At 49.0% G+C, this 19,510-nt stretch carries 18 protein-coding genes and 1 other RNA gene; 14 read left to right on the forward strand and 5 right to left on the reverse strand.

Annotated elements, in window-relative coordinates; all coding sequences use genetic code 11:
* The first annotated feature begins 16 nt into the window (after positions 1-16).
* From WFK85_RS21360 to WFK85_RS21380, 5 genes are all read left to right on the forward strand, one after another.
* Positions 17-1,423, forward strand: coding sequence for a TolC family outer membrane protein (locus tag WFK85_RS21360; RefSeq protein WP_336709323.1), 1,407 nt, complete (start codon positions 17-19; stop codon positions 1,421-1,423).
* Positions 1,420-3,627 carry a type I secretion system permease/ATPase gene (locus WFK85_RS21365; protein ID WP_166995709.1) on the forward strand — a complete coding sequence of 736 codons (2,208 nt, stop codon included), beginning with the start codon at positions 1,420-1,422 and terminating at the stop codon, positions 3,625-3,627. Before WFK85_RS21360 ends, WFK85_RS21365 begins: the two co-directional genes overlap by 4 nt.
* A gap of 7 nt (positions 3,628-3,634) precedes the next feature.
* Entirely contained in the window at positions 3,635-4,798 is a 1,164-nt protein-coding gene (locus WFK85_RS21370) for an HlyD family type I secretion periplasmic adaptor subunit (RefSeq protein ID WP_156107057.1), read from the forward strand.
* 117 nt (positions 4,799-4,915) lie between these two features.
* Positions 4,916-5,279: a transfer-messenger RNA gene (gene ssrA / locus WFK85_RS21375) on the forward strand.
* Positions 5,280-5,481: 202 nt separating this feature from the next.
* On the forward strand, positions 5,482-6,723 hold the full coding sequence (locus tag WFK85_RS21380; protein ID WP_336709324.1) for an integrase: 1,242 nt from the start codon (positions 5,482-5,484) through the stop codon (positions 6,721-6,723).
* Positions 6,724-6,781: 58 nt separating this feature from the next.
* Here WFK85_RS21380 and WFK85_RS21385 read toward each other — a convergent pair whose 3' ends face one another.
* Positions 6,782-7,660, reverse strand: coding sequence for a hypothetical protein (locus tag WFK85_RS21385; RefSeq protein WP_336709325.1), 879 nt, complete (start codon positions 7,658-7,660; stop codon positions 6,782-6,784).
* A gap of 125 nt (positions 7,661-7,785) precedes the next feature.
* Here WFK85_RS21385 and WFK85_RS21390 point away from each other — a divergent pair, with 125 nt between their 5' ends.
* From WFK85_RS21390 to WFK85_RS21400, 3 genes are all read left to right on the forward strand, one after another.
* The gene (locus WFK85_RS21390; RefSeq protein ID WP_199995236.1) at positions 7,786-7,998 is read left to right on the forward strand and encodes an AlpA family transcriptional regulator; all 213 of its coding nucleotides are present in this window, start codon (positions 7,786-7,788) and stop codon (positions 7,996-7,998) included.
* Between the two features lie 127 nt (positions 7,999-8,125).
* Entirely contained in the window at positions 8,126-9,541 is a 1,416-nt protein-coding gene (locus WFK85_RS21395; protein WP_336709329.1) for a YfjI family protein, read from the forward strand.
* 130 nt (positions 9,542-9,671) lie between these two features.
* The gene (locus tag WFK85_RS21400) at positions 9,672-10,298 is read left to right on the forward strand and encodes an inovirus Gp2 family protein (RefSeq protein ID WP_336709330.1); all 627 of its coding nucleotides are present in this window, start codon (positions 9,672-9,674) and stop codon (positions 10,296-10,298) included.
* Between the two features lie 355 nt (positions 10,299-10,653).
* Here WFK85_RS21400 and WFK85_RS21405 read toward each other — a convergent pair whose 3' ends face one another.
* Genes WFK85_RS21405 through WFK85_RS21420 form a run of 4 tightly spaced genes read right to left on the reverse strand, consistent with a single transcriptional unit; the run spans position 10,654 to position 14,979 of the window.
* Positions 10,654-11,727 (reverse strand): SAVED domain-containing protein, encoded by a 1,074-nt coding sequence (locus WFK85_RS21405; protein ID WP_336709331.1) that lies wholly within the window; start codon positions 11,725-11,727, stop codon positions 10,654-10,656.
* Between the two features lie 3 nt (positions 11,728-11,730).
* On the reverse strand, positions 11,731-12,201 hold the full coding sequence (locus WFK85_RS21410; RefSeq protein WP_336709333.1) for a Mov34/MPN/PAD-1 family protein: 471 nt from the start codon (positions 12,199-12,201) through the stop codon (positions 11,731-11,733).
* Positions 12,194-13,930 (reverse strand): ThiF family adenylyltransferase, encoded by a 1,737-nt coding sequence (locus tag WFK85_RS21415; protein WP_336709335.1) that lies wholly within the window; start codon positions 13,928-13,930, stop codon positions 12,194-12,196. The genes WFK85_RS21410 and WFK85_RS21415 overlap by 8 nt, the downstream gene beginning before the upstream one ends.
* On the reverse strand, positions 13,927-14,979 hold the full coding sequence (locus WFK85_RS21420; protein WP_336709337.1) for a nucleotidyltransferase: 1,053 nt from the start codon (positions 14,977-14,979) through the stop codon (positions 13,927-13,929). The genes WFK85_RS21415 and WFK85_RS21420 overlap by 4 nt, the downstream gene beginning before the upstream one ends.
* 410 nt (positions 14,980-15,389) lie before the next feature.
* Between WFK85_RS21420 and WFK85_RS21425 the strand changes: the two genes are divergently transcribed.
* The 6 genes from WFK85_RS21425 (at position 15,390) to WFK85_RS21450 (ending at position 19,292) form a co-directional block, all read left to right on the forward strand.
* Positions 15,390-16,253 (forward strand): GTPase family protein, encoded by an 864-nt coding sequence (locus WFK85_RS21425; protein WP_336709339.1) that lies wholly within the window; start codon positions 15,390-15,392, stop codon positions 16,251-16,253.
* An 89-nt stretch (positions 16,254-16,342) separates the two neighbouring features.
* Positions 16,343-17,164, forward strand: coding sequence for a DUF932 domain-containing protein (locus tag WFK85_RS21430; protein WP_336709342.1), 822 nt, complete (start codon positions 16,343-16,345; stop codon positions 17,162-17,164).
* Between the two features lie 218 nt (positions 17,165-17,382).
* Entirely contained in the window at positions 17,383-18,084 is a 702-nt protein-coding gene (locus WFK85_RS21435; protein WP_199995227.1) for a DeoR family transcriptional regulator, read from the forward strand.
* Positions 18,085-18,124: 40 nt separating this feature from the next.
* Positions 18,125-18,364 carry a hypothetical protein gene (locus tag WFK85_RS21440; RefSeq protein WP_336709345.1) on the forward strand — a complete coding sequence of 80 codons (240 nt, stop codon included), beginning with the start codon at positions 18,125-18,127 and terminating at the stop codon, positions 18,362-18,364.
* Positions 18,361-18,801 (forward strand): YfjS/YafY family lipoprotein, encoded by a 441-nt coding sequence (locus tag WFK85_RS21445; protein WP_199995225.1) that lies wholly within the window; start codon positions 18,361-18,363, stop codon positions 18,799-18,801. Before WFK85_RS21440 ends, WFK85_RS21445 begins: the two co-directional genes overlap by 4 nt.
* 23 nt (positions 18,802-18,824) lie before the next feature.
* A complete protein-coding gene (locus tag WFK85_RS21450; RefSeq protein WP_336709347.1) occupies positions 18,825-19,292 on the forward strand; it encodes a hypothetical protein in 468 nt (155 codons plus the stop codon).
* Positions 19,293-19,510: the final 218 nt, after the last annotated feature.

Genomic DNA, 19,510 nt, shown 5'->3' on the forward strand with positions numbered 1-19,510 from the left:
TTATTAGGGAAAAAATATGGGAAAATTACAGCCTGTTGCGTTATGGCTGGCTTGCGGTCTGTTTTCACTCCAGGCCTCGGCCGACGACACGCCTGTTTCTATTACGACTCAGGGTCTGGCTCAACAACAAGAGCTGCCCTCACTCGACGGCCCAACCGCCCTCCCGCTCAATGCCCCTGCGCCCGGAATCTTAACGCTTAACGACGCGGTCAACCGCTCTGTGACCTGGCACCCCAGTATTCGTGAAGCTATAGGCAAACTTTACGGCCAGTCCGAACAGATCAACGTCGCCAAATCTAAGTACTACCCGCAGATCAGCGCCGGGATGAACAACGGCTACACCAATACTTACACCAACAGCGGCTACAGCCCGTCGCTGGTGCTTTCTCTGTCCCAGATGCTCTATGACTTCGGCAAAGTCGCAAGCCAGGTCCGTGCGGAAACCGCAGGGGAAGCCCAGGCCCAGGCCAACGTGCTGGTGAGCATTGACACCGTCGGGCACGACACCGCCTCGGCGATGGTGCAGGTGCAGCTCTGGCAGCAAATGGTCGACATCGCCAAAGAACAGCTGGACGCGCTGACCGCCATTGGCCGCCTGACTCAGGAGCGGAACGACCAGGGCGCAACCTCGATGTCCGACGTGGTACAAACCGACGCGCGTATCGAATCCGCCCGCTCGCAGCTGATCCAGTACGAATCCAACCTCGACAGCACCCAGGCGACGCTGATGAGTCAGCTTGGCTGGACCAGCCTCAACAAAGTCAGCCCTGATTTTCCGCAGAAGCTGAATAACAGCTGTAACGTGGCGAAGCCGGACGACCGCCTGGTGCCCGCTGTCCTTGCCGCCTGGGCGCAGGCCAACGTGGCGCAGGCTAACCTCGACTACGCCAACTCGCAGATGACGCCGACCATCTCGCTGGAGCCGTCCGTGCAGCACTACCTGAACAACAACTATTCCGGCAGCGAAGTACTGAACCGCACGCAATACTCGGCGTATATCCGCGTCGAAATGCCGATTTACCAGGGCGGTGGCCTGACGGCACGCCGCAACGCCGCCAGCCATGCGCTGGAAGCGGCGCAGTCCGGTATCGACCGGGTTCGCCTGGACGTGCGCCAGAAGCTGCTGGAATCCCGCAGCCAGGCCATTAGCCTCGCCACCGCGCTCCAGGTGCTGCAGCGTCAGGAACAGCTGAGCGCCCGCACCCGCGAGCTGTACCAACAGCAGTATCTCGACCTGGGCTCCCGCCCGCTGCTGGACGTGCTCAACGCCGAGCAGGAAGTCTTCCAGGCGCGCTTCGCCCAACAACAAACGCTGAGCCAGCTCCATCAACTGCAGCTTAACTGCCTGTATAACACCGGCAAATTACGCACCGCATTTGGTCTGGAACACCGCAACATCCAGTCCCTGGAGATTCAGCCATGAGCCAGACAGCCTCTCCCAATGAGGAGTTTTTAAGCGAACAGGCCCTGACCCAATGGGCCCACGCCATCAGTCACGTCGCCGGGCACTACCGCGTGGTTTGCTCCCCCGGCACCATTCAGGCCAACGCCCCGTGGTTCAAGGACAAAACTAAAGTCGCCGCGCTAACCCAGCTTTCGCGCCAGGCCGGGCTGTCCTTCCATATGCTCGGCAACACCGAAAAAGCGATATCCCAGTGGCGGCTGCCGGTGGTGGTGGACTTAGCCAACGGCCAGATCGCGGTGATCGAGCAGTTTGACGGCGAAGACACCGTGGATATTTGCTACTTCGACGACGAACGCCACACCAACCGCCAGTCGCTCAGCAAGCTGCTGCCGGAGATCCGCTTTGTGGCCGCCCTGCGCCCGCTCTCGGCGCTGAAAGACAGCCGAGTCGACGCCTATATCTCACGCTTCAGCCCGGACTGGATGAAAGAGCTGATCATGCTGGACATTCGCCCTTACGGCCCGGTAATGCTGGCGGCCTTCTGGGTGAACGTGCTGTCGCTGGCCGGGATCCTGTTCTCGATGCAGGTGTACGACCGGGTGATCCCGGCTCAGTCATACCCGACGCTCTACGTGCTGGCAACCGGGGTGCTGATCGCCGTGGTGTTCGGCTTCATTCTGAAAGTCACACGCAGCAACATCATGGACGTGCTGGGCAAGCGGGCCGATATGCGTATTTCGGATCGCGTCTTTAGCCACGCCCTGAGGCTGCGCAACAGCGCCGTGCCCCGCTCCACCGGCAGCTTTATTTCTCAGCTGCGCGAGCTGGAGCAAATCCGCGAGATGATCACTTCCTCGACCATCTCGACGATCGTCGATCTGCCGTTCTTTATCTTGTTTGTTGGGGTGCTGGCGATCATCGCCCCGCAGCTGGCGTGGATCGCCCCGGTCGCCGCCATCGTGATGGTGCTGCCCGGCCTGCTGCTGCAGAAAAAGCTCGCCACGCTGGCCAACCAGGCCGCCCACGAATCCACCCTGCGCAACGCCGTGCTGGTGGAAAGCGTGCAGGGGCTGGAGGACATCAAGCTGATGCAGGCGGAAAACCGCTTCCTCCAGCAGTGGAACAGCTACATCCGCATTACCGCCGAGTCCGGCCTGAAAACCCGTGAACTGACCCAGGGCTTAATCAGCTGGGGGATCACCATTCAGAGCCTGGTGTTTGTGGTGGTGGTGCTGTTCGGTGCCCCGCTGGTGATTGAAGGTGAAATGACCACCGGGGCGATGGTCGCCGCCTCCATGCTGGCCTCAAGGATGATTGCGCCCATGGCCAACCTGTGCGGCGTGCTCGCCCGCTGGCAGCAGGTCAAAGCCGCCAAACAGGGGCTGGACAGCATCATGCAGCTGCCGGTGGAAACCCAGCGCGATGAAAACCTCATTCACAAAGACATCCTCCACGGCCACTACCTGTTTGAAAGTGCCCAGTTCAAATACCACAGCGAAGATCCGCGCATTCCGCTGCGTATTGCCCGCCTGGAGATCCAGCGCGGCGAGCGCATTGCCGTGCTCGGGCGCAACGGCGCGGGGAAATCCACGCTGCTGCAGGCGCTTGCGGGCGGGGTCGATCTCGCCAGCGGCGAAGCCCGGCTCGACGATCTCGCGATGTCGCAAATCGACATGGCGGATCTGCGCCGCAACATCGGCTTCCTGAGCCAGAACGCGCGACTGTTCTACGGCACGCTGCGGGAAAACCTTACCCTCGGTGCGCCGCACGCCAGCGACGAAGCGATCTTCGAGGCGCTGGACGTGAGCGGCGCGAGCAACTTTGTGAAGCACCTGCCCAAAGGCCTGGATCACCCGATCATGGAAGGCGGTAGCGGGCTTTCTGGCGGGCAGCGTCAGTCGATCCTGCTGGCGCGGATGCTGTTGCGCTCGCCCAACATCGTGCTGCTCGATGAGCCCACCGCCTCACTGGACGACCATACCGAACGGGAATTTATTCAGCGGCTGAATCAGTGGCTCGGCCACCGCACGCTGGTCGTCGCCACCCACCGCGTGCCGGTGCTCGAACTGGTCGAACGCGTGCTGGTGCTGAAAGACGGCCAGCTGGTAATGGATGCACCGAAGGCGCAGGCGCTCGGCGCCGCAAGACCGGCACAGGCTCAGGCCCCGGCCGCCGCCCAGACACCACCGCGGGAGTGGAACAATGAAAACCAGTCAGCATGACGTCACCATGGATGACCCGGACATCCAGCGCGAAAGCGAGTTTTCCGGGGCGAGCCGCATTATCCTGCTCATCACGCTGCTGTTTGCTCTGTTCGGCGTCTGGGCGTGGTTCGGCACGCTGGACGAAGTCTCCACCGGCACCGGGAAAGTAGTGCCGAGTTCCCGCGAGCAGATTTTGCAGTCGCTGGACGGCGGGATAGTCACCGAGCTGCTGGTGCACGAGGGCGATAAAGTGCAGGCCGGGCAAATCGTCGCCCGCCTCGACCCGACCCGCTCCGAGTCTAACGTCGGCGAAAGCACGGCTCGTTACCGCGCCTCTCTGGCCTCCAGCGCAAGGCTTTACGCCGAAGTGAACGATCAGCCGCTGAAATTCCCGGACTCGCTCAAAGCCTTCCCGGACCTGATCGCCTCCGAAACCCGGCTGTATAAAACCCGCCGGGCGCAGCTGAACGACTCCGAAGCCGAGCTGCGGGACGCGCTGACGTCGGTCAACAAAGAGCTGGATATCACCCAGCGACTGGTGAAAAGTGGCGCGGCGAGCCATGTGGAAGTGCTGCGCCTGCAGCGGCAGAAAAGCGACCTGGGCCTGAGAATTACCGACCTGCGCTCGCAGTATTACGTGCAGGCGCGCGAGGCGTTATCGAAGGCCAATGCCGAAGTGGATATGCTGGACGCCATCATCAAAGGCCGTGAAGATTCGGTCACCCGCATGACTGTGCGCTCCCCGGTGCGCGGCATCGTGAAGAACATCCAGGTGACCACCATCGGCGGCGTTATTCCGCCGAACGGCGAAATGATGGAAATTGTGCCGGTGGACGATCACCTGCTGATTGAGGCGCGGCTCTCCCCGCGCGACATTGCCTTTATTCATCCAGGCCAGCGCGCGCTGGTGAAAATCACCGCCTACGATTACGCCATTTATGGCGGGCTGGAAGGCACCGTGGAAACCATCTCCCCGGACACCATTCAGGACAAAGTGAAGCCGGAAATCGTCTACTACCGGGTGTTTATCCGCACCAACCAGGACTACCTGGTGAACAAAGTGGGCCACCATTTCTCTATCTCACCGGGGATGGTGGCGACCGTGGATATTAAAACCGGGCAGAAAACCATTGTTGAGTACCTGATTAAGCCGTTCAACCGCGCCCGCGAGGCGCTGCGCGAACGTTAATTGACCGCCTATCCCGCTGGTGCTGAAGGAATTTTGTACGAATGGCACTCGGCGGGATTTCTCTTTAGACGGCTGGTCACGCACGTAATAAATCTGTTATACTCGCCGGTACACATTGGGGCTGATTCTGGATTCGACGGGATTTGCGAAACCCAAGGTGCATGCCGAGGGGCGGTTGGCCTCGTAAAAAGCCGCAAAAAAATAGTCGCAAACGACGAAAACTACGCTTTAGCAGCTTAATAACCTGCTCTGAGCCCTCTCTCCCTAGCTTCCGCTCTTAAGACGGGGATCAAAGAGAGGTCAAACCCAAAAGAGATCGTGTGGATGCCTTGCCTGGGGTTGAAGCATTAAAACTAATCAGGATAGTCTGGTAATGGCGTGTCTGTCCGCAGTTGCCCGGCGAATGTAAAGACTGACTAAGCATGTAGTACCGAGGATGTAGAAATTTCGGACGCGGGTTCAACTCCCGCCAGCTCCACCAAAATTCTCCATCGGTGATTACCAGAGTCATCCGATGAAGTCCTAAGAGCCCGCACGGCGCAAGCCCTGCGGGCTTTTTTGTATCTGCAATTTGTCCCGCGAAGTCCGAAGAGAACTAATTAAATCCGAACCTTTTAGGCCCATTGATAGGCCCAACGAAAAGCTCTATTGTTTCATTGGGCCTAAACGCATGGAGACTCCCCATGGCAAGAAAAACCAAGCCGTTAACCGATACGGAAATCAAAGCCGCCAAACCTAAAGATGCCGATTACCAGCTGTATGATGGTGACGGGCTTACTCTGTTAATCAAGTCCAGTGGTAGTAAGCTCTGGCAGTTCCGTTACTATCGACCTCTGACAAAGCAGCGAACCAAGCAGAGCTTCGGTGCCTACCCTGCCGTCTCACTTTCTGATGCGCGTAAACTCAGAGCCGAATCTCGAGTTTTATTGGCAAAAGATATTGATCCTCAGGAACATCAGAAAGAGCAGGTTAGAAATTCTCAAGAGGCCAAAACCAACACCTTCTTGTTAGTTGCCGAGCGTTGGTGGAATGTGAAGAAAGCCAGCGTGACAGAGGACTATGCCGACGATATCTGGCGCTCGCTTGAGAGAGATGTTTTTCCAGCAATCGGTGATATCAGTGTCACTGAGATTAAGGCTCATACTCTGGTTAAAGCAGTGCAGCCGGTTCAGGCCAGAGGTGCATTAGAGACTGTTCGCCGTCTTTGTCAGCGTATTAACGAAGTCATGATTTATGCTCAGAACACAGGCCTAATTGATGCTGTTCCCAGCGTTAACATCGGGAAAGCATTCGAGAAACCGCAGAAGAAAAACATGCCTAGTATCCGCCCGGATCAACTTCCACAATTAATGCAGACTATGCGTACGGCAAGTATCAGTGTGTCCACACGGTGTCTGTTCATGTGGCAGCTTCTCACCATCACCCGCCCTGCCGAAGCCGCTGAAGCTCGATGGGATGAGATCGATTTTGATGCTAGCGAATGGAAAATTCCTGCTGCTCGAATGAAGATGAACCGGGACCATACGGTTCCATTATCTGATGGAGCTCTCGCTATTCTGGAAATGATGAAGTCTCTCAGTGGTGGTCGAGAATTTATCTTTCCCAGTCGCATCAAACCAACCCAGCCGATGAACAGCCAAACAGTTAACGCATCGCTAAAACGCGCAGGTTTTAGTGGAATGCTCGTTTCGCATGGGCTGAGATCAATTGCCAGTACGGCTCTTAATGAACAAGGCTTTCCGCCTGATGTTATTGAGGCAGCACTTGCCCATGTGGACAAGAATGAGGTACGTCGAGCATATAACCGCAGCGATTATCTTGAGCAGCGACGTCCTATTATGCAGTGGTGGGCTGATTTTGTTAAAGCAGCAGATAGCGGCAGCATCGTGAATAGTGGGGTTAGGGGAATTCGTCTTGTAGGATGAATCCTTTATCAGCACCCATAATGGGTGCTGATAACTCACCTATAGGTAATACGGAATTTTATCCTTTGGTTTTCTTTTTTCTAGTAACCGTATTATCTAAAGCCAATTTGATACTCTCAATATTTCTTGACCAGTTTTTTATAATGGTATCTGCCAACGCATCAGGGCTCATTGTTGATATCCGGTATTTTTTACTTTGATTATTAATTTCAAAATTTGACTCTTCGACAAATTTCCATAAGGGGTCAATGAGATCATTTACCGCAGCTACTTTACTTTTCCACCCACCTTCAGGTACGGAGTTATTGATCAAATAAACAAGCTTATCCTGAATTATTCGATACACTTCTGATTTACTGTTCCCACCTTCTTTTCCGGCCTTAGCTCTAACATGTGATAATTTTTTTTGGGTACATACAGAAACATGAAACCATGACATACCAATACATCTATCAAATAGTTCAGCTGACTTGATGAACGCTTTAATAGCAACACATTCATTCTCCGACATAACTGATTTTCCCCATTGATAAGACATTGAGGCAAAAAATAGATGTGATTTAAACACATCATTAATTAAAAAAGGATCCTGAATAAGATGACAAAATGTTTCCCTGAAAATACGTGATTTTAACTGTTTCCAGCATTCCTGAGCTGGATCATATAATTCTGTATATTCCTCTTTTAATTGTTCCGCTCCGTCAACAGTACGATATTTATACTCCTTACGGGATGGATCACTGTACAAAATCACACGAGTTCCTACCTTATCAGAATTCCAGAATTGATCTCGCATCTCGCTTAGTTCCTTTCGTATCACGGGATAACTTTCGCTGAGCACATCAACGTATATGTCCCAATCACATTCGACCATCTGCCCAGAAAGCCAAACCGATTTTTGACTAATTTCTTCGCAAAACTCAATCGCTGTTAACATAAAAACACCAAATATCAATTAGTTAAGTTTTGTAAAAAATGTATTTTTGGTACGCGGATTTTTTGCATTAGTACTTGCCGCTAATCTTTCTACAACTAAAATGAACTAATGAGAGGCAATGAAGCATGAACAATCCATCAACCGTTAGGATACTCCGCTTACCTGCGGTTATCCAAAAAACTGGTATGGCAAGGGCAACAATCTACGACTGGTTGAACCCCAAATCACCGCGTTACGACTCAACTTTTCCCAAAAAGCGAATACTTGGGGCCAAATCGGTTGGATGGGTTGAATCAGAAATTGATGAATGGCTATCGCAACGCAGCAAACTTATTTGAAGGTGTTACCTGAACATACATTCAAAATGTTGTAATCAGTGTTATTTCATCCTGCTATTTCTGCTATTAATAGCGGAATAGCAACTTACGCAGAATTTTTTAACGTGAATTGTACTAGAGGTATTGTATGTTTAACGGTCATCCTTTTCCTGTAAATGCGTTTCCTCAGATTATCAGAAATGCAATTTATGAAGTGGAACAGCATACGCAGGCCCCACAAGGTTTAATTGCTGCTTCTGCTCTTGGGGTAATTTCTCTTGCCTGTCAGAACAGGATTGATGTCTGTCGATTGACTAATCTACGTAGCCCAGTATCACTTTTCTTACTGACACTTGCAGAATCTGGTGAACGGAAAAGCACGGTTGATAAAATGCTTATGAAGCCACTATATCAACTGGAGGAAAAATTATTTGATAAGTACGCACATGCTCTTAATACCTGGCGAAGTGATGAAGAAATTTTTATTTTTGAAAGAAAAGCACTAATGTCAAAACTCAAATCAGATATTCGCCGTAACAAAGATCATTTGGCGACAAATGAACAACTTAAAGCGCTGTTGGCGTCGCACCAGCAAGCACCGATCAGGTTCAAGCAGATATTTAATGATGCCACTCCTGCGGCTATTAAAGATTACCTCTGTGGTTACTGGCGATCTGTCGGCATTATGTCTGATGAGGCTGGCACTATTTTTAACGGTTACACGCTGAACGAACTGCCCTTCATCAACAAAATGTGGGATGGCGCAACATTTTCAGTGGAAAGGAAAAGTGAGCCAGAGAAACTAATCAGAGATGCCAGACTGACGCTAGCACTTATGGTACAGCCTGATGTGTTTAAAGGTTATCTGCAACGTAAAGGCGATACAGCCAAAGGGATAGGTTTTTTCGCTCGATGTCTCATATGCCAGCCTGATTCAAAGCAAGGTTCAAGAAGAATCTCCAACCCCGTTTTTTCAAGCGAACATTTACCGATATTCCATCAACGACTGATGGAGATAGTTAACGAAAGTATTGCCAGAGATAATCAAAATGATCGTCTTTGCCTGCGATTCACTGTAGAAGCAGAAAATCGCTGGATCGAATTTTATAACAAGGTAGAGTCAGATATGGGATTACTCGGCACCTTATCAGATTTTAGAGACTATGCATCTAAGGTCGCAGAAAATATGGCCAGAGTGGCCTCTCTGCTGCATTATTTTAATGGCAATGATGGAGATATACCTCTTTCTGCAGTCGAAGATGCTGTGAAGATAACTACCTGGTATGTTAATGAGTACATCCACATATTTTCTAAACCTAAGGAATTAACGCCCGCAATCTCGGAGGCAGATGAACTTTATTGGCGGATAAAAAATCATTGTAATCGCCTTGTTGTTCCTTACATTACTAAAAATACTGTACTCCAATATGGCCCTAATAAATTTAGAAATCGTAGTAAAGCAAATGAATTACTCGGCATGCTGTATTCTCAAAATAGAATACTTGTGGCGAAGAAAGGCAAAACTACATTGATAGCCATAGCTGGTTTAAATCCCGTTATCTGAAGATAATAAATTATTTTAATTCAGGAGTAAAAACAAACGCTGAACCCAGCCCGGCTAATAGTTTGTTATCATGATAGGTAATATACGTTAAATCCATTACTTACTCCAATATCATCAAACAGGATACTATATGACATACAATAGTGAGTTCGGATCACATGTATCTTTATATCGGGATAGAATCAAACAGGTTATTGATGATTCACTCAATGAACATCCTAATACAATGATTCTACGTGTTGATCTACATGACCCAATAGATACAGAAAATCTGGATAACCCATTCTTTCAACCCAGAGTAGATTCTGGTGCTATATCTCGTTTTACCTGTGCGTTAAAAGCAAAGCTTGGGCACGATAAGCATATTAAAACACGAAGGAAAGACTGGCCTGAAAACCGACATTCAGCCCTACGTTACGCATGGGTCAGAGAGTATACCCAAAATGAAAAGCGGCATTACCATTTGATACTGTGCTTCAATCAGGATGCGTATTATCATCTGGGGGATTACGACTTAAACCGAAATACGTTACGCACAATGATAACAACAGCCTGGTACAGTGCGCTTGGTATCCCGATAGATGGTTCTGGGAAGTTAGTTAACTACCCGTCTAATGGGAAATATCTCCTCAATCGTAAAAGGGACAGCTTCGAGCAAACTTATAACGACTTGATGAATAGAGTGGATTACATGACAAAAGTAAAAACTAAAATATTAGGTGATGGAGACCGTAACTTCGGATGTAGTCGAGGATAATATTTAAACAGCATCCTTTCTTATGGATTACATTGAGCATTACAGCCGGGTAGATAATCATATGCTCGGAAAGTTTGCACATCTACATTGTCATTTACTGTTGTTACAGGTAAGGTAAACAATCATGATTGATAACAAACTCGCTAATATTAATGTAAGCCTAATTTCCTAGAAACACATTTAAATTGATAAAATAACCGGCCTTCTGCGGGATATGCGGCCGGTTAATATAATCATGAAAATTTTAATCTAATGTTTTCGAAGTTGTTTTTTAGCAAACTGTCAGCTAATATCTCCAACATACCAAGCAGTTCAACAGTATTACCTTCATAGGTTCGGTGGCTTTTACCATATTTCAGCTCAACTCTTTACCTGAAATTTTCAAGCTCCATTCATATTCATTTTTTATAGAGTTCCAATGCCAGACATAGATTACACCGTGTAACCCCTCCTGATAAAGTGAGCCAAGACGAACAACAAAAGATGCCTGAGCCGAGATAAATAGATGTACTTCATCAGCTTTTTTATTCAATTCTGATATTATAAAACTTACTTCTTTAGTGATGTTTTCTTGCTCTTCCTCAGAAGGAAGGTTATCAAATCTGAATCCTGTATCAAGCTGGATATGTAGCGTATGATCGCTAAGGTCTACGGGAAGGTCCGATGGCTGTATATTCATCGTAAATGAAATAGCTAGCCCTATTTGGTTGTTAACATTCGAGCTAACAATAGAACTATTTTCTGTTATCTCTCCACCAAATTTCCTAATTAATTTGGAACCGATTGGAGGGGCATCAAGAAGGTGGAAGCAATTTTTATTACGATCAAAATCGGATAGTCTTAAAGGCAAGTGCCCATCACGCATTGAGCTACCAATCATATACAAATAAGGAATACTCCCTAGAGCTGCAACATAGGCGACAGTGGCTTCAGAGTGTTGTATTCTATCCTTTATCATCCTTCTGATAAATGTAGATTCTTCAATTACTTTACTTTTATCCCTAGAATCAAATGCTTTTAAATCTACGGGGAGAGTTTTGACTTTTTCTCTGGATGAAAGCATTTTTTCTGCTGCATGTGGGTCAATATTTTCAAACCCATATGCACGAATAAAAGCAATATCACGTTTTTGGACATCACGAACCGCCAAGAAGATGCAATACATCAGCACTAACAGTCCTAAAATGGCTGCAAAGATCCCAATGTATAGAACCGCTTCAGAACATTTTTGATAGCTAATGGAGATGCCATCAAAAATATTTACATATTTTTTAAGCACTTGCTCTGAAAAAACTAAGTTCATGCCCCACCCACCGGCTGAGGCCGCTCCCCCTCCACTGAACAGGCCGAATCCAATACGAGTGAGTATATCCTTAGGTCTGAAAATTAATTTCAGTATATATAAAATAATTGTTTTATTCATAATCATCCATCAAAATTCATGCCGTAGAAGATTTTCACCTACAAAATAATAAAGAGCCTTTTTCTCTGTACCAATGATTATAAAGAAAAGTTGCTTGTCTTGATTTCTTTCCTTACATTTCTTCCAGTCTCTGATATCAACATTTGAAGCACAAGGAATACCTTCGGGATGCGTGTGCCATGTACCGCGATAAACTAATTCACCCCCGGAATCGCGATAATGGCTATCAACTATACGTTGGTGTGCGGGATCCATCAGAGTAAAACTCATTCTTGAACAGCGATCCCCCTGTTGTGGGACTGTTACATTAACGATTTTATAATGTTCTGTTACAAGGTCTTTACTGCCAATCAGTACACCAAAAGCTTCTGGCATATTTGTATTTATTTGTCGATATTCAAACCAAATATCATTAACATTTTTTAAAATATTGATGCTAAAATTTTCTGTATTTATTTTGAGATGTTCTGAATTATCCATTGCATATATCACATTCAGGATTGTACAAAGGTAATATTTCCAATGAGCGATTGAACGCGTGATACCTTTCGCTCAGTACAAAACCATACTCAATCGCATCTTCTGAGCTCCCCTTCCAACTAACTCTCGATGAGACGTTTACTCTATGACTGAGATATTTTACGGCCAGGTCCACTGTAATAAGTGCTGTCAGAGTTGATGATGTATAGGAGTAAGGAAGAAAGGCGTCTCCACATCCTGCATGGTTTCTTGTCAAATCTTGGTTTGTGGCAAGAAAGTTAAGATTAGATGATAGCCCACGAGAAAAATTGTCGGAATCAACGTATGCACATCGCAAGCAGCCTGGTGTTCCTAGTATATCAAGAACAGCATGCCCTCCAACTCCATAGCCTTCAACCCATGTATTGATGACGGGAACTTTGATTTTTTCTTTAATCAGATAATCATGAAACATGCGTTCTTGTGTGGGAGACCCTATCGCGATAATGATAAGGTCGAATGAAGAAAGAGTCTTGCGATCTCTTAGAGCAAGTAGCTTTGTCATGTCGCCTGTAATCTCTAACCAAGGATATTTACTGTTTAGATTTAACCATAACGCGACTGTTTTTGGGCATGACACAAATGCTGGAGGCAGTATATGCCGATAAAGATTGTTGAGCGATAGTGAATCAGGATCACACAAATGGATGTGACCAACACCTGATGCAGCCAGCTTATCTGCAACTTCTCCTCCAACTGATCCGCAACCTACGAGCATGACTTTCTTGCCCAGCAAGGACTGGTTAGCCCCGCTTCTAGGCATCAATCGCTCTTTATTGAATGTTAAAACAGGTAGCGCTTTTAGAATCCACTCCTCAATGTGGCTTGCTTTAAAGGGAAGATGCTTTTTACCCTGAACTGCATTTTTTAACGCAAAATGGATCCCAAACCATGTTTTTCCAGAAGGGGTTTGGGCATTAAAAATAAGCCAAAATTCGCGAGCTCGTTGCTGACCGAAGCGTTGTGTCAGCATGGTAAATAAATCCTGTGGCAAATTCTGTAGTAATTCTAAATACCACTGAGCCAATTCTTCCTTCTGCCAAGGGGCGGGCATAGTTGCTTTAAGTGGTATGACAAATCCATTTCCTTTAGTTTCTTCGCGCTCTTTCAAGATCTGGCTTAAAGGCGAAAAGAGGGCATCAGGATTCCAACCTTCTCTATAGCCTAAAAAATATGTATTAAGTCCAGCTTTGGCGTTTTTACGAGGCTTAAAAACAGAAAGAGACTCAGCCTCCCCCTCATCTGATAAGCAAAGAAATGGTGTCGTTTCCGGCTCAATGATACTTCCCCATCTCGCTTCAAACTCTCTCAGCAGTTCCTGGGTATTCCAATCTCGGTCCGTTAAGGCACGTGTAAGTAATGTAATATGTCGTTTAAGTGACTCCTCAAACGCCAGTTCAGGGCACTCGTAGTTAACTGAAACCGCATCAGGGACATTTACACATATAGTAGCAAAGCCGATCTCTTCATAGACTGTCGTATGTGCCAATCTAGGCAAAGCTGAAGGGTTTACAAGGAGAAATATGGGCAAACCGGTAATTTCTTTGACAGGGTAATGGATTAACGTGACCGGAAAATCCCCTATCTCCAGTTCAATTCTGAAAAATTCAATCTGGCCAGTTTCAGCAGGGTACGCGGATACCTTGTATCCGCGTTTGGCTAAGTAATCCGTGATAGCTGAATAGTTCATGCGCCTTGTGATGTCCCTACAGCTCCTGAGGAAGCATAGACTGTATTGGCGCCAGCACTTGCCGCTACGGATGCAGTAGATGTCGAAGCATGCTCAGGGAAATCTTCGCCAAAAACCTTTCTAAGCAATTCACACTGCTTAGATTCGCTATCTTCATCCGCAACCTTGTCGAGAGTTTTTAACAGAGCGGCAAGTTGATTACGGAATTGAGTGCCGGTTGTGATGCTACTGTTATCAAAAATATCCCTTGTGTGACTTACAGGGATATCTACTTTAACTTTGTATTTTTCAGCCTCTATTAAGCTGAAATAACCCCCATCATTCAAAATATGATGAATAGTTGCGCGTAAGGCTGACAGGTCATCTGGGAAACCTTCATCATTGATTGAAGCGACCAATGATTCTTTAACCATCACAGTGATTCCAATCGAATAAATTTTGCGACGAACATTTTCACTAAAAGTGAAATTTCTCCATCGTTTGAGGTATCGAACGATGCGGCGATACTGATCGTGTTTTTTAGATGCATACACAGCACTATCATCGTAGGCAGTCACCCAATCAATCAGCTCACGCGGAGCTGAAGGAGACCATTGACGATTTTCTTCATCAGAATGTGCTTTACCTACCGCGAGTTCGTACTGTCCATTTTCATATCGGCGGTATATAGGAATATCAATATGAAGATCTTCAGTCTTGTAATCAGCCGTAACGCAAGGTTTTTTGATTTTTGCATTCTTAAATCCACGGTCTTCAAGTACTTCCAGGACCGCCTTTTTGGGGGTGATTGGGTTTTCTGGCGCAAGTGACGCTTCAATAACTATTGCGCGATCGATATCAAAATCTTGACCCTTCTCACGGATCCCCGTATCGGTTGCCATCGAGCCCTGAATGAAATCATCGATGACTGGAAACCCATCCTCTTTGAAGCGAGCCTTGATCTCCTTGAGGATACTATCGTCCTTAAGGCGGGCAGTATTGTAGGCCACGTCCTTTATGCCTAAAAGTATGGCATCATGAAACTTGACGAATTTATTCTGAAGACTCATAAAAAACCCCGCATTTGTTGTGAACACAATTTAATCTGGGGCCGCTTCGCTTGTTTTCAAGTTACATTCAAAAAAATTAATCTTTTTCTGATTTACAGAGACATAGGCATGAGGGTGTAGCCATAAGCATGTACATGAAAGTGAACTACTTCGGCAATTGTGGAGACAAAACTCTTTGAGGGAGAGCTAAACCAGATGTCTTAAAATGTTCGTTTTTCAACCATAATCAGCCAGAACTCTGTTCGTATGATAGCGGGCCGATTTTCTACAGACATAATGTTTACACCTTGCAAGATGGGTTTTTAGCAACATAATAAATTTAAGATATATATCATTCTCCTGAACACATCCCATTAACGGCAGAACCTCACGGTTCTGCCGTTTTTGTTTTCTTATTCAGAGGAACATTTATGAGTCATTCTGAAGGTCTACAGCCACTGCAGAACTCCCTTTCCGGTCTACCGCAATGGGTGTCTGAACGTATATTGCAGCAGATAAATCAGTTAACCCACTACGAACCAGCGATCGGCATTCTGGGAAAAACCGGGGCGGGGAAATCGTCACTCTGTAATGCGTTGTTTGCCAGTGAAGTATCACCGGTCAGCGATGTGGTGGCCTGTACTCGTGCCCCCCTGCGCTTTCACCTTCAGGTTGGCGAACGGTTTATGACACTGGTGGACCTGCCCGGTGTAGGCGAAAGTGGTGCACGTGATAACGAGTATGCTGCGCTGTACCGCAAACAACTTCCCCGGCTCGACCTGGTGCTGTGGCTGATTAAAGCTGATGACCGGGCACTGGCGACTGATGAGCATTTTTACCGCCAGGTGATTGGTGAAGCATACCGGCATAAGGTGCTGTTTGTTATCAGCCAGTCAGACAAAGCTGAACCCACCAGCGGTGGAGAGCGATTATCCACAGAGCAGAAGCAAAACATCAGCCGCAAAATCTGCCTGCTGCATGAGCTGTTCCAGCCCGTACATCCGGTGTGTACCGTGTCGGTCCGGCTTCAATGGGGATTACGGGTGATGGCAGAGCAGATGATTAAGTGTCTGCCGCGTGAGGCCAGCAGTCCGGTGGTATCGCAACTGCAGCATCCCTTTCGCACAACGGTAGTCCGGGAGCAGGCCCGTGACGATTTCGGTGAAACCGTAGGTGCCGTACTTGATACAGTCAGTGCTTTTCCCCTGATACCCGGCCCGGTGCGGGCCGTCATTCAGGCCGTGCGCAGTACAGTAGTCTCAGTGGCCCGCGCCGTCTGGGATTTCTTCTTCTGAGCGTTTAATTCTTACCTGTTACTCCCTGAGCCCTGTCGCTTGTGCGACGGGGCTTTCTTTTATTGTTTCCCGTTATGAGGAGTCTGCTTATGACCCGTCTGGCTTCGCGCTTTGGCGCAGCAAACCTTATCCGTCGTGACCGCCCGTTAACCCGCGAGGAGTTGTTTCGTGTGGTGCCCAGTGTGTTCAGCGAGGATAAACACGAGTCCCGCAGTGAACGTTATACCTATATTCCAACCATTTCCCTGCTGGACAGCCTGCAGCGGGAATGCTTCCAGCCATTCTTTGCCTGTCAGACCCGGGTACGTGACCCGAATCGTCGGGAACACACAAAGCACATGTTGCGCCTGCGGCGGGAGGGACAGATCACCGGTAAACAGGTCCCAGAAATCATTCTGCTCAACTCACATGACGGCACAAGTTCGTATCAGATGCTGCCGGGCTTATTCCGTGCGGTTTGTCAGAACGGCCTTGTCTGCGGTGAGAGGTTTGGCGAGGTGCGGGTGCCACACAAAGGAGATGTGGTGAGTCAGGTGATTGAGGGAGCGTATGAAGTACTGGGGATTTTTGACCGGGTGGAGGAGAAGCGGGATGCCATGCAATCGCTGCAGTTACCACCGCCTGCTCAGCAGGCACTGGCAAAAGCCGCGCTCACGTATCGCTTTGGTGAGGACCACCAGCCTGTCAGTGAATCGCAGATACTCTCCCCACGCCGCTGGCAGGATGAGAGCAATGACCTGTGGACCACTTATCAGCGCGTGCAGGAAAACCTGATTAAGGGCGGACTCAGTGGCCGTAATGTTAAAGGCGGGCGGACGCATACCCGTGCTGTGCGTGGCATTGACGGGGATGTGAAACTCAACCGGGCACTGTGGGTGATGGCAGAAACACTACTCGCTCAACTACAGTAGTCAGCTTCTTTGTTGCCATGTTGTTAATATCGGACACCACCTGTCCGCGTTACTACATGTTCGCGGGCCTCACTCCCCGAGGAGTGGCCTGTAACCCTCGCCACATCTGGCTTTCGCAGAAATGAAAAATAGTTTCTGCGGTGTCCATACCCTGTCCGCGCCCCTCTTTAAAGTATTCACATCAATTTCAGTCAGTTAACTTTCACGGAGAACCACTCATGACACAGGCAGAACGCCGCCATGACCGGCTGGCTGTCAGGCTGTCACTGATAATCAGCCGTCTGGTGGCGGGGGAAACGCTGAGCGTGCGCAAACTGGCCGCTGAGTTTGGCGTGTCGGTACGCACGCTGCGGCGCGATTTTCGTGAGCGGCTGATGTATCTGGACCTGGAGTATCAGTCCGGATACTGCCGCTTACGCACAGCGGGCAGTGAGACGCAGATGGTGCCCGACGTGCTTATCTTTGCCCACCGCAGCGGACTGGCCGGACTTTTTCCTGACCTTGACCGACGTCTGGTGAACGCATTGCTGATGTGTGACGAGTCTCCCTGCGTGATAGCACCCGCAAATCCGGTTCCTTCGCCGTCAGGAGCATTGTCTTTCTGGCGACTGATTCAGGCCATTACCGGGCGCAGGCGGGTAACGCTGATTGCAGAAGGGCGGCGCTGTGAGCGACTGGCTCCCTGCCGGTTGCTCATCCACCAGCAGGCCTGGTACCTGGTTGCTGAACATGGTGGACATATCGCCGTATTCACCCTAGATGAAATCCATCTGGTTCAGCCCCTGCAGGAGACTTTCCGCCGCAATGACAGTCTGTGCCGCCTGGTCGAGGACCCGGTTTTCATTCAGGCCTTACCCCATTTTCGCTTTATCCAGCAGTCACTGCTTGCGTTTGTTCCGGCTGACAGCCCACCGGAATAGCACAGGCGTTGTTATCAATCCGGCAGCAGGGAGGAGCCCGATGCCCGTTATTGCCATTATCGCCATTGTTGTCATCGTCATCATTCTGAACAAAACCGGGGGGTCCGACAGTCTCATAGCCCTGACGCTTGCCACCTTTGCCGCCCTGCTGACGGGCGGCGGTGCTGCCGGTGCTGCCAGTGTTGCACTGACGCCGTTCGTCGGTGTGCCGGTGGGTATTTTTGTGGGGATTTATGTTTTTGCCAAAGTGGTTCGTCTGATTTCAGGAAAGAAAAAATGAAACGTAAAACACTATCTCTGCTGACGGTACTTACCGCCAGCCTGTTTCTGGCCGCCTGCGATGACCGGGGTGATGACCTGAAGGCCATCAGCAAGTTCAAGGACCTCACACCTCCACGCTTCAGTGAAGTGGTCAGCCGTCAGGATGATGTCAGGGAGGAGTGGTCGCAGATTGCTCTTTCAGGCCCCACTCTGCAGGTCTTACGTACCCGCCAGTCACCCGATGGTTGCGAGGGTGGTAATTACTACTATCTGGTGGATATGCAGGAAAAAACCGTTCAGCCGCTGATGAATGCGTTGTGCATAGCCGACAACATCACGCTGCAATATCACGAAGATACCGATCCACACACCCAGGAGCGATTCCTTGAATATTCCCATGATGGCAAGCTGATGGGACGGTTGCTGATACCATCAAATCCTGATAACCGGGAATAAAGAAAATGTTAAAGGAGACAGAAATGAATACTCGTTCACTTACCCGGTTTGTGCTGGCAGGCGCACTGCTCGCGAGCTTTAATACCTTTGCGGTTCCCGGCCTCTGGCAGCAGGGTTACGGCCAGGGCAATACGGAATACAGCGTAACCGATGCCAGCGGCAAGAGATTCACTATCAACTGTACAGGAAATCCGGATCAGAATGGTTTCTACCAGCATTCTGCTTTTCTTACCCTGGCAGATAACAGAATGGTCAGTTCGCACGATGATGGCACCACAGTCACCGTGGTGATGAATCATCAGCAGTACGTTATTCCGTCCAGCCTGGGCTGGCGTAACGGGGATAACGCCTGGTATGACTTTATCAGCGATATCCGTAAGGCCCGGCAGTTCGAAGTCTACGTCAATGACCGCAAAGCGGGCACTTTCAGCGCTGACCCGACGAACGCCGCGAAAGTCCTACCCACTCCCGGAGACTGCGGTAACGCCTGATACATTCATTTCGACATGCAACTTAACCCCGACAGTCATCAGGCTGCCGGGGTTTTCTTTTATCAGGCCTCTGAAATGTCCAGGCCAGATTTACTTACATCAGTAACATGGCCTAGACCGATTGAACTCACAATGCGGAGCAGACAGAGATCAAGATCAATAAGGTCCGTTATTAGCGAGGAACGGAAGCTCGCAATTGTTATTACCGCGCAAGATGC

It is taken from the genome of Cedecea sp. VD22 (genome assembly GCF_037150195.1).
Taxonomy (GTDB): Bacteria; Pseudomonadota; Gammaproteobacteria; order Enterobacterales; family Enterobacteriaceae; genus Cedecea.

Coding starts and splice junctions, on each gene's coding strand:
- WFK85_RS21360 (WP_336709323.1), top strand. CDS start 17: ATGGGAAAATTACAGCCTGTTGCGTTATGGCTGGCTTGCGGTCTGTTT.
- WFK85_RS21365 (WP_166995709.1), top strand. CDS start 1,420: ATGAGCCAGACAGCCTCTCCCAATGAGGAGTTTTTAAGCGAACAGGCC.
- WFK85_RS21370 (WP_156107057.1), top strand. CDS start 3,635: ATGGATGACCCGGACATCCAGCGCGAAAGCGAGTTTTCCGGGGCGAGC.
- WFK85_RS21380 (WP_336709324.1), top strand. CDS start 5,482: ATGGCAAGAAAAACCAAGCCGTTAACCGATACGGAAATCAAAGCCGCC.
- WFK85_RS21385 (WP_336709325.1), bottom strand. CDS start 7,660: ATGTTAACAGCGATTGAGTTTTGCGAAGAAATTAGTCAAAAATCGGTT.
- WFK85_RS21390 (WP_199995236.1), top strand. CDS start 7,786: ATGAACAATCCATCAACCGTTAGGATACTCCGCTTACCTGCGGTTATC.
- WFK85_RS21395 (WP_336709329.1), top strand. CDS start 8,126: ATGTTTAACGGTCATCCTTTTCCTGTAAATGCGTTTCCTCAGATTATC.
- WFK85_RS21400 (WP_336709330.1), top strand. CDS start 9,672: ATGACATACAATAGTGAGTTCGGATCACATGTATCTTTATATCGGGAT.
- WFK85_RS21405 (WP_336709331.1), bottom strand. CDS start 11,727: ATGATTATGAATAAAACAATTATTTTATATATACTGAAATTAATTTTC.
- WFK85_RS21410 (WP_336709333.1), bottom strand. CDS start 12,201: ATGGATAATTCAGAACATCTCAAAATAAATACAGAAAATTTTAGCATC.
- WFK85_RS21415 (WP_336709335.1), bottom strand. CDS start 13,930: ATGAACTATTCAGCTATCACGGATTACTTAGCCAAACGCGGATACAAG.
- WFK85_RS21420 (WP_336709337.1), bottom strand. CDS start 14,979: ATGAGTCTTCAGAATAAATTCGTCAAGTTTCATGATGCCATACTTTTA.
- WFK85_RS21425 (WP_336709339.1), top strand. CDS start 15,390: ATGAGTCATTCTGAAGGTCTACAGCCACTGCAGAACTCCCTTTCCGGT.
- WFK85_RS21430 (WP_336709342.1), top strand. CDS start 16,343: ATGACCCGTCTGGCTTCGCGCTTTGGCGCAGCAAACCTTATCCGTCGT.
- WFK85_RS21435 (WP_199995227.1), top strand. CDS start 17,383: ATGACACAGGCAGAACGCCGCCATGACCGGCTGGCTGTCAGGCTGTCA.
- WFK85_RS21440 (WP_336709345.1), top strand. CDS start 18,125: ATGCCCGTTATTGCCATTATCGCCATTGTTGTCATCGTCATCATTCTG.
- WFK85_RS21445 (WP_199995225.1), top strand. CDS start 18,361: ATGAAACGTAAAACACTATCTCTGCTGACGGTACTTACCGCCAGCCTG.
- WFK85_RS21450 (WP_336709347.1), top strand. CDS start 18,825: ATGAATACTCGTTCACTTACCCGGTTTGTGCTGGCAGGCGCACTGCTC.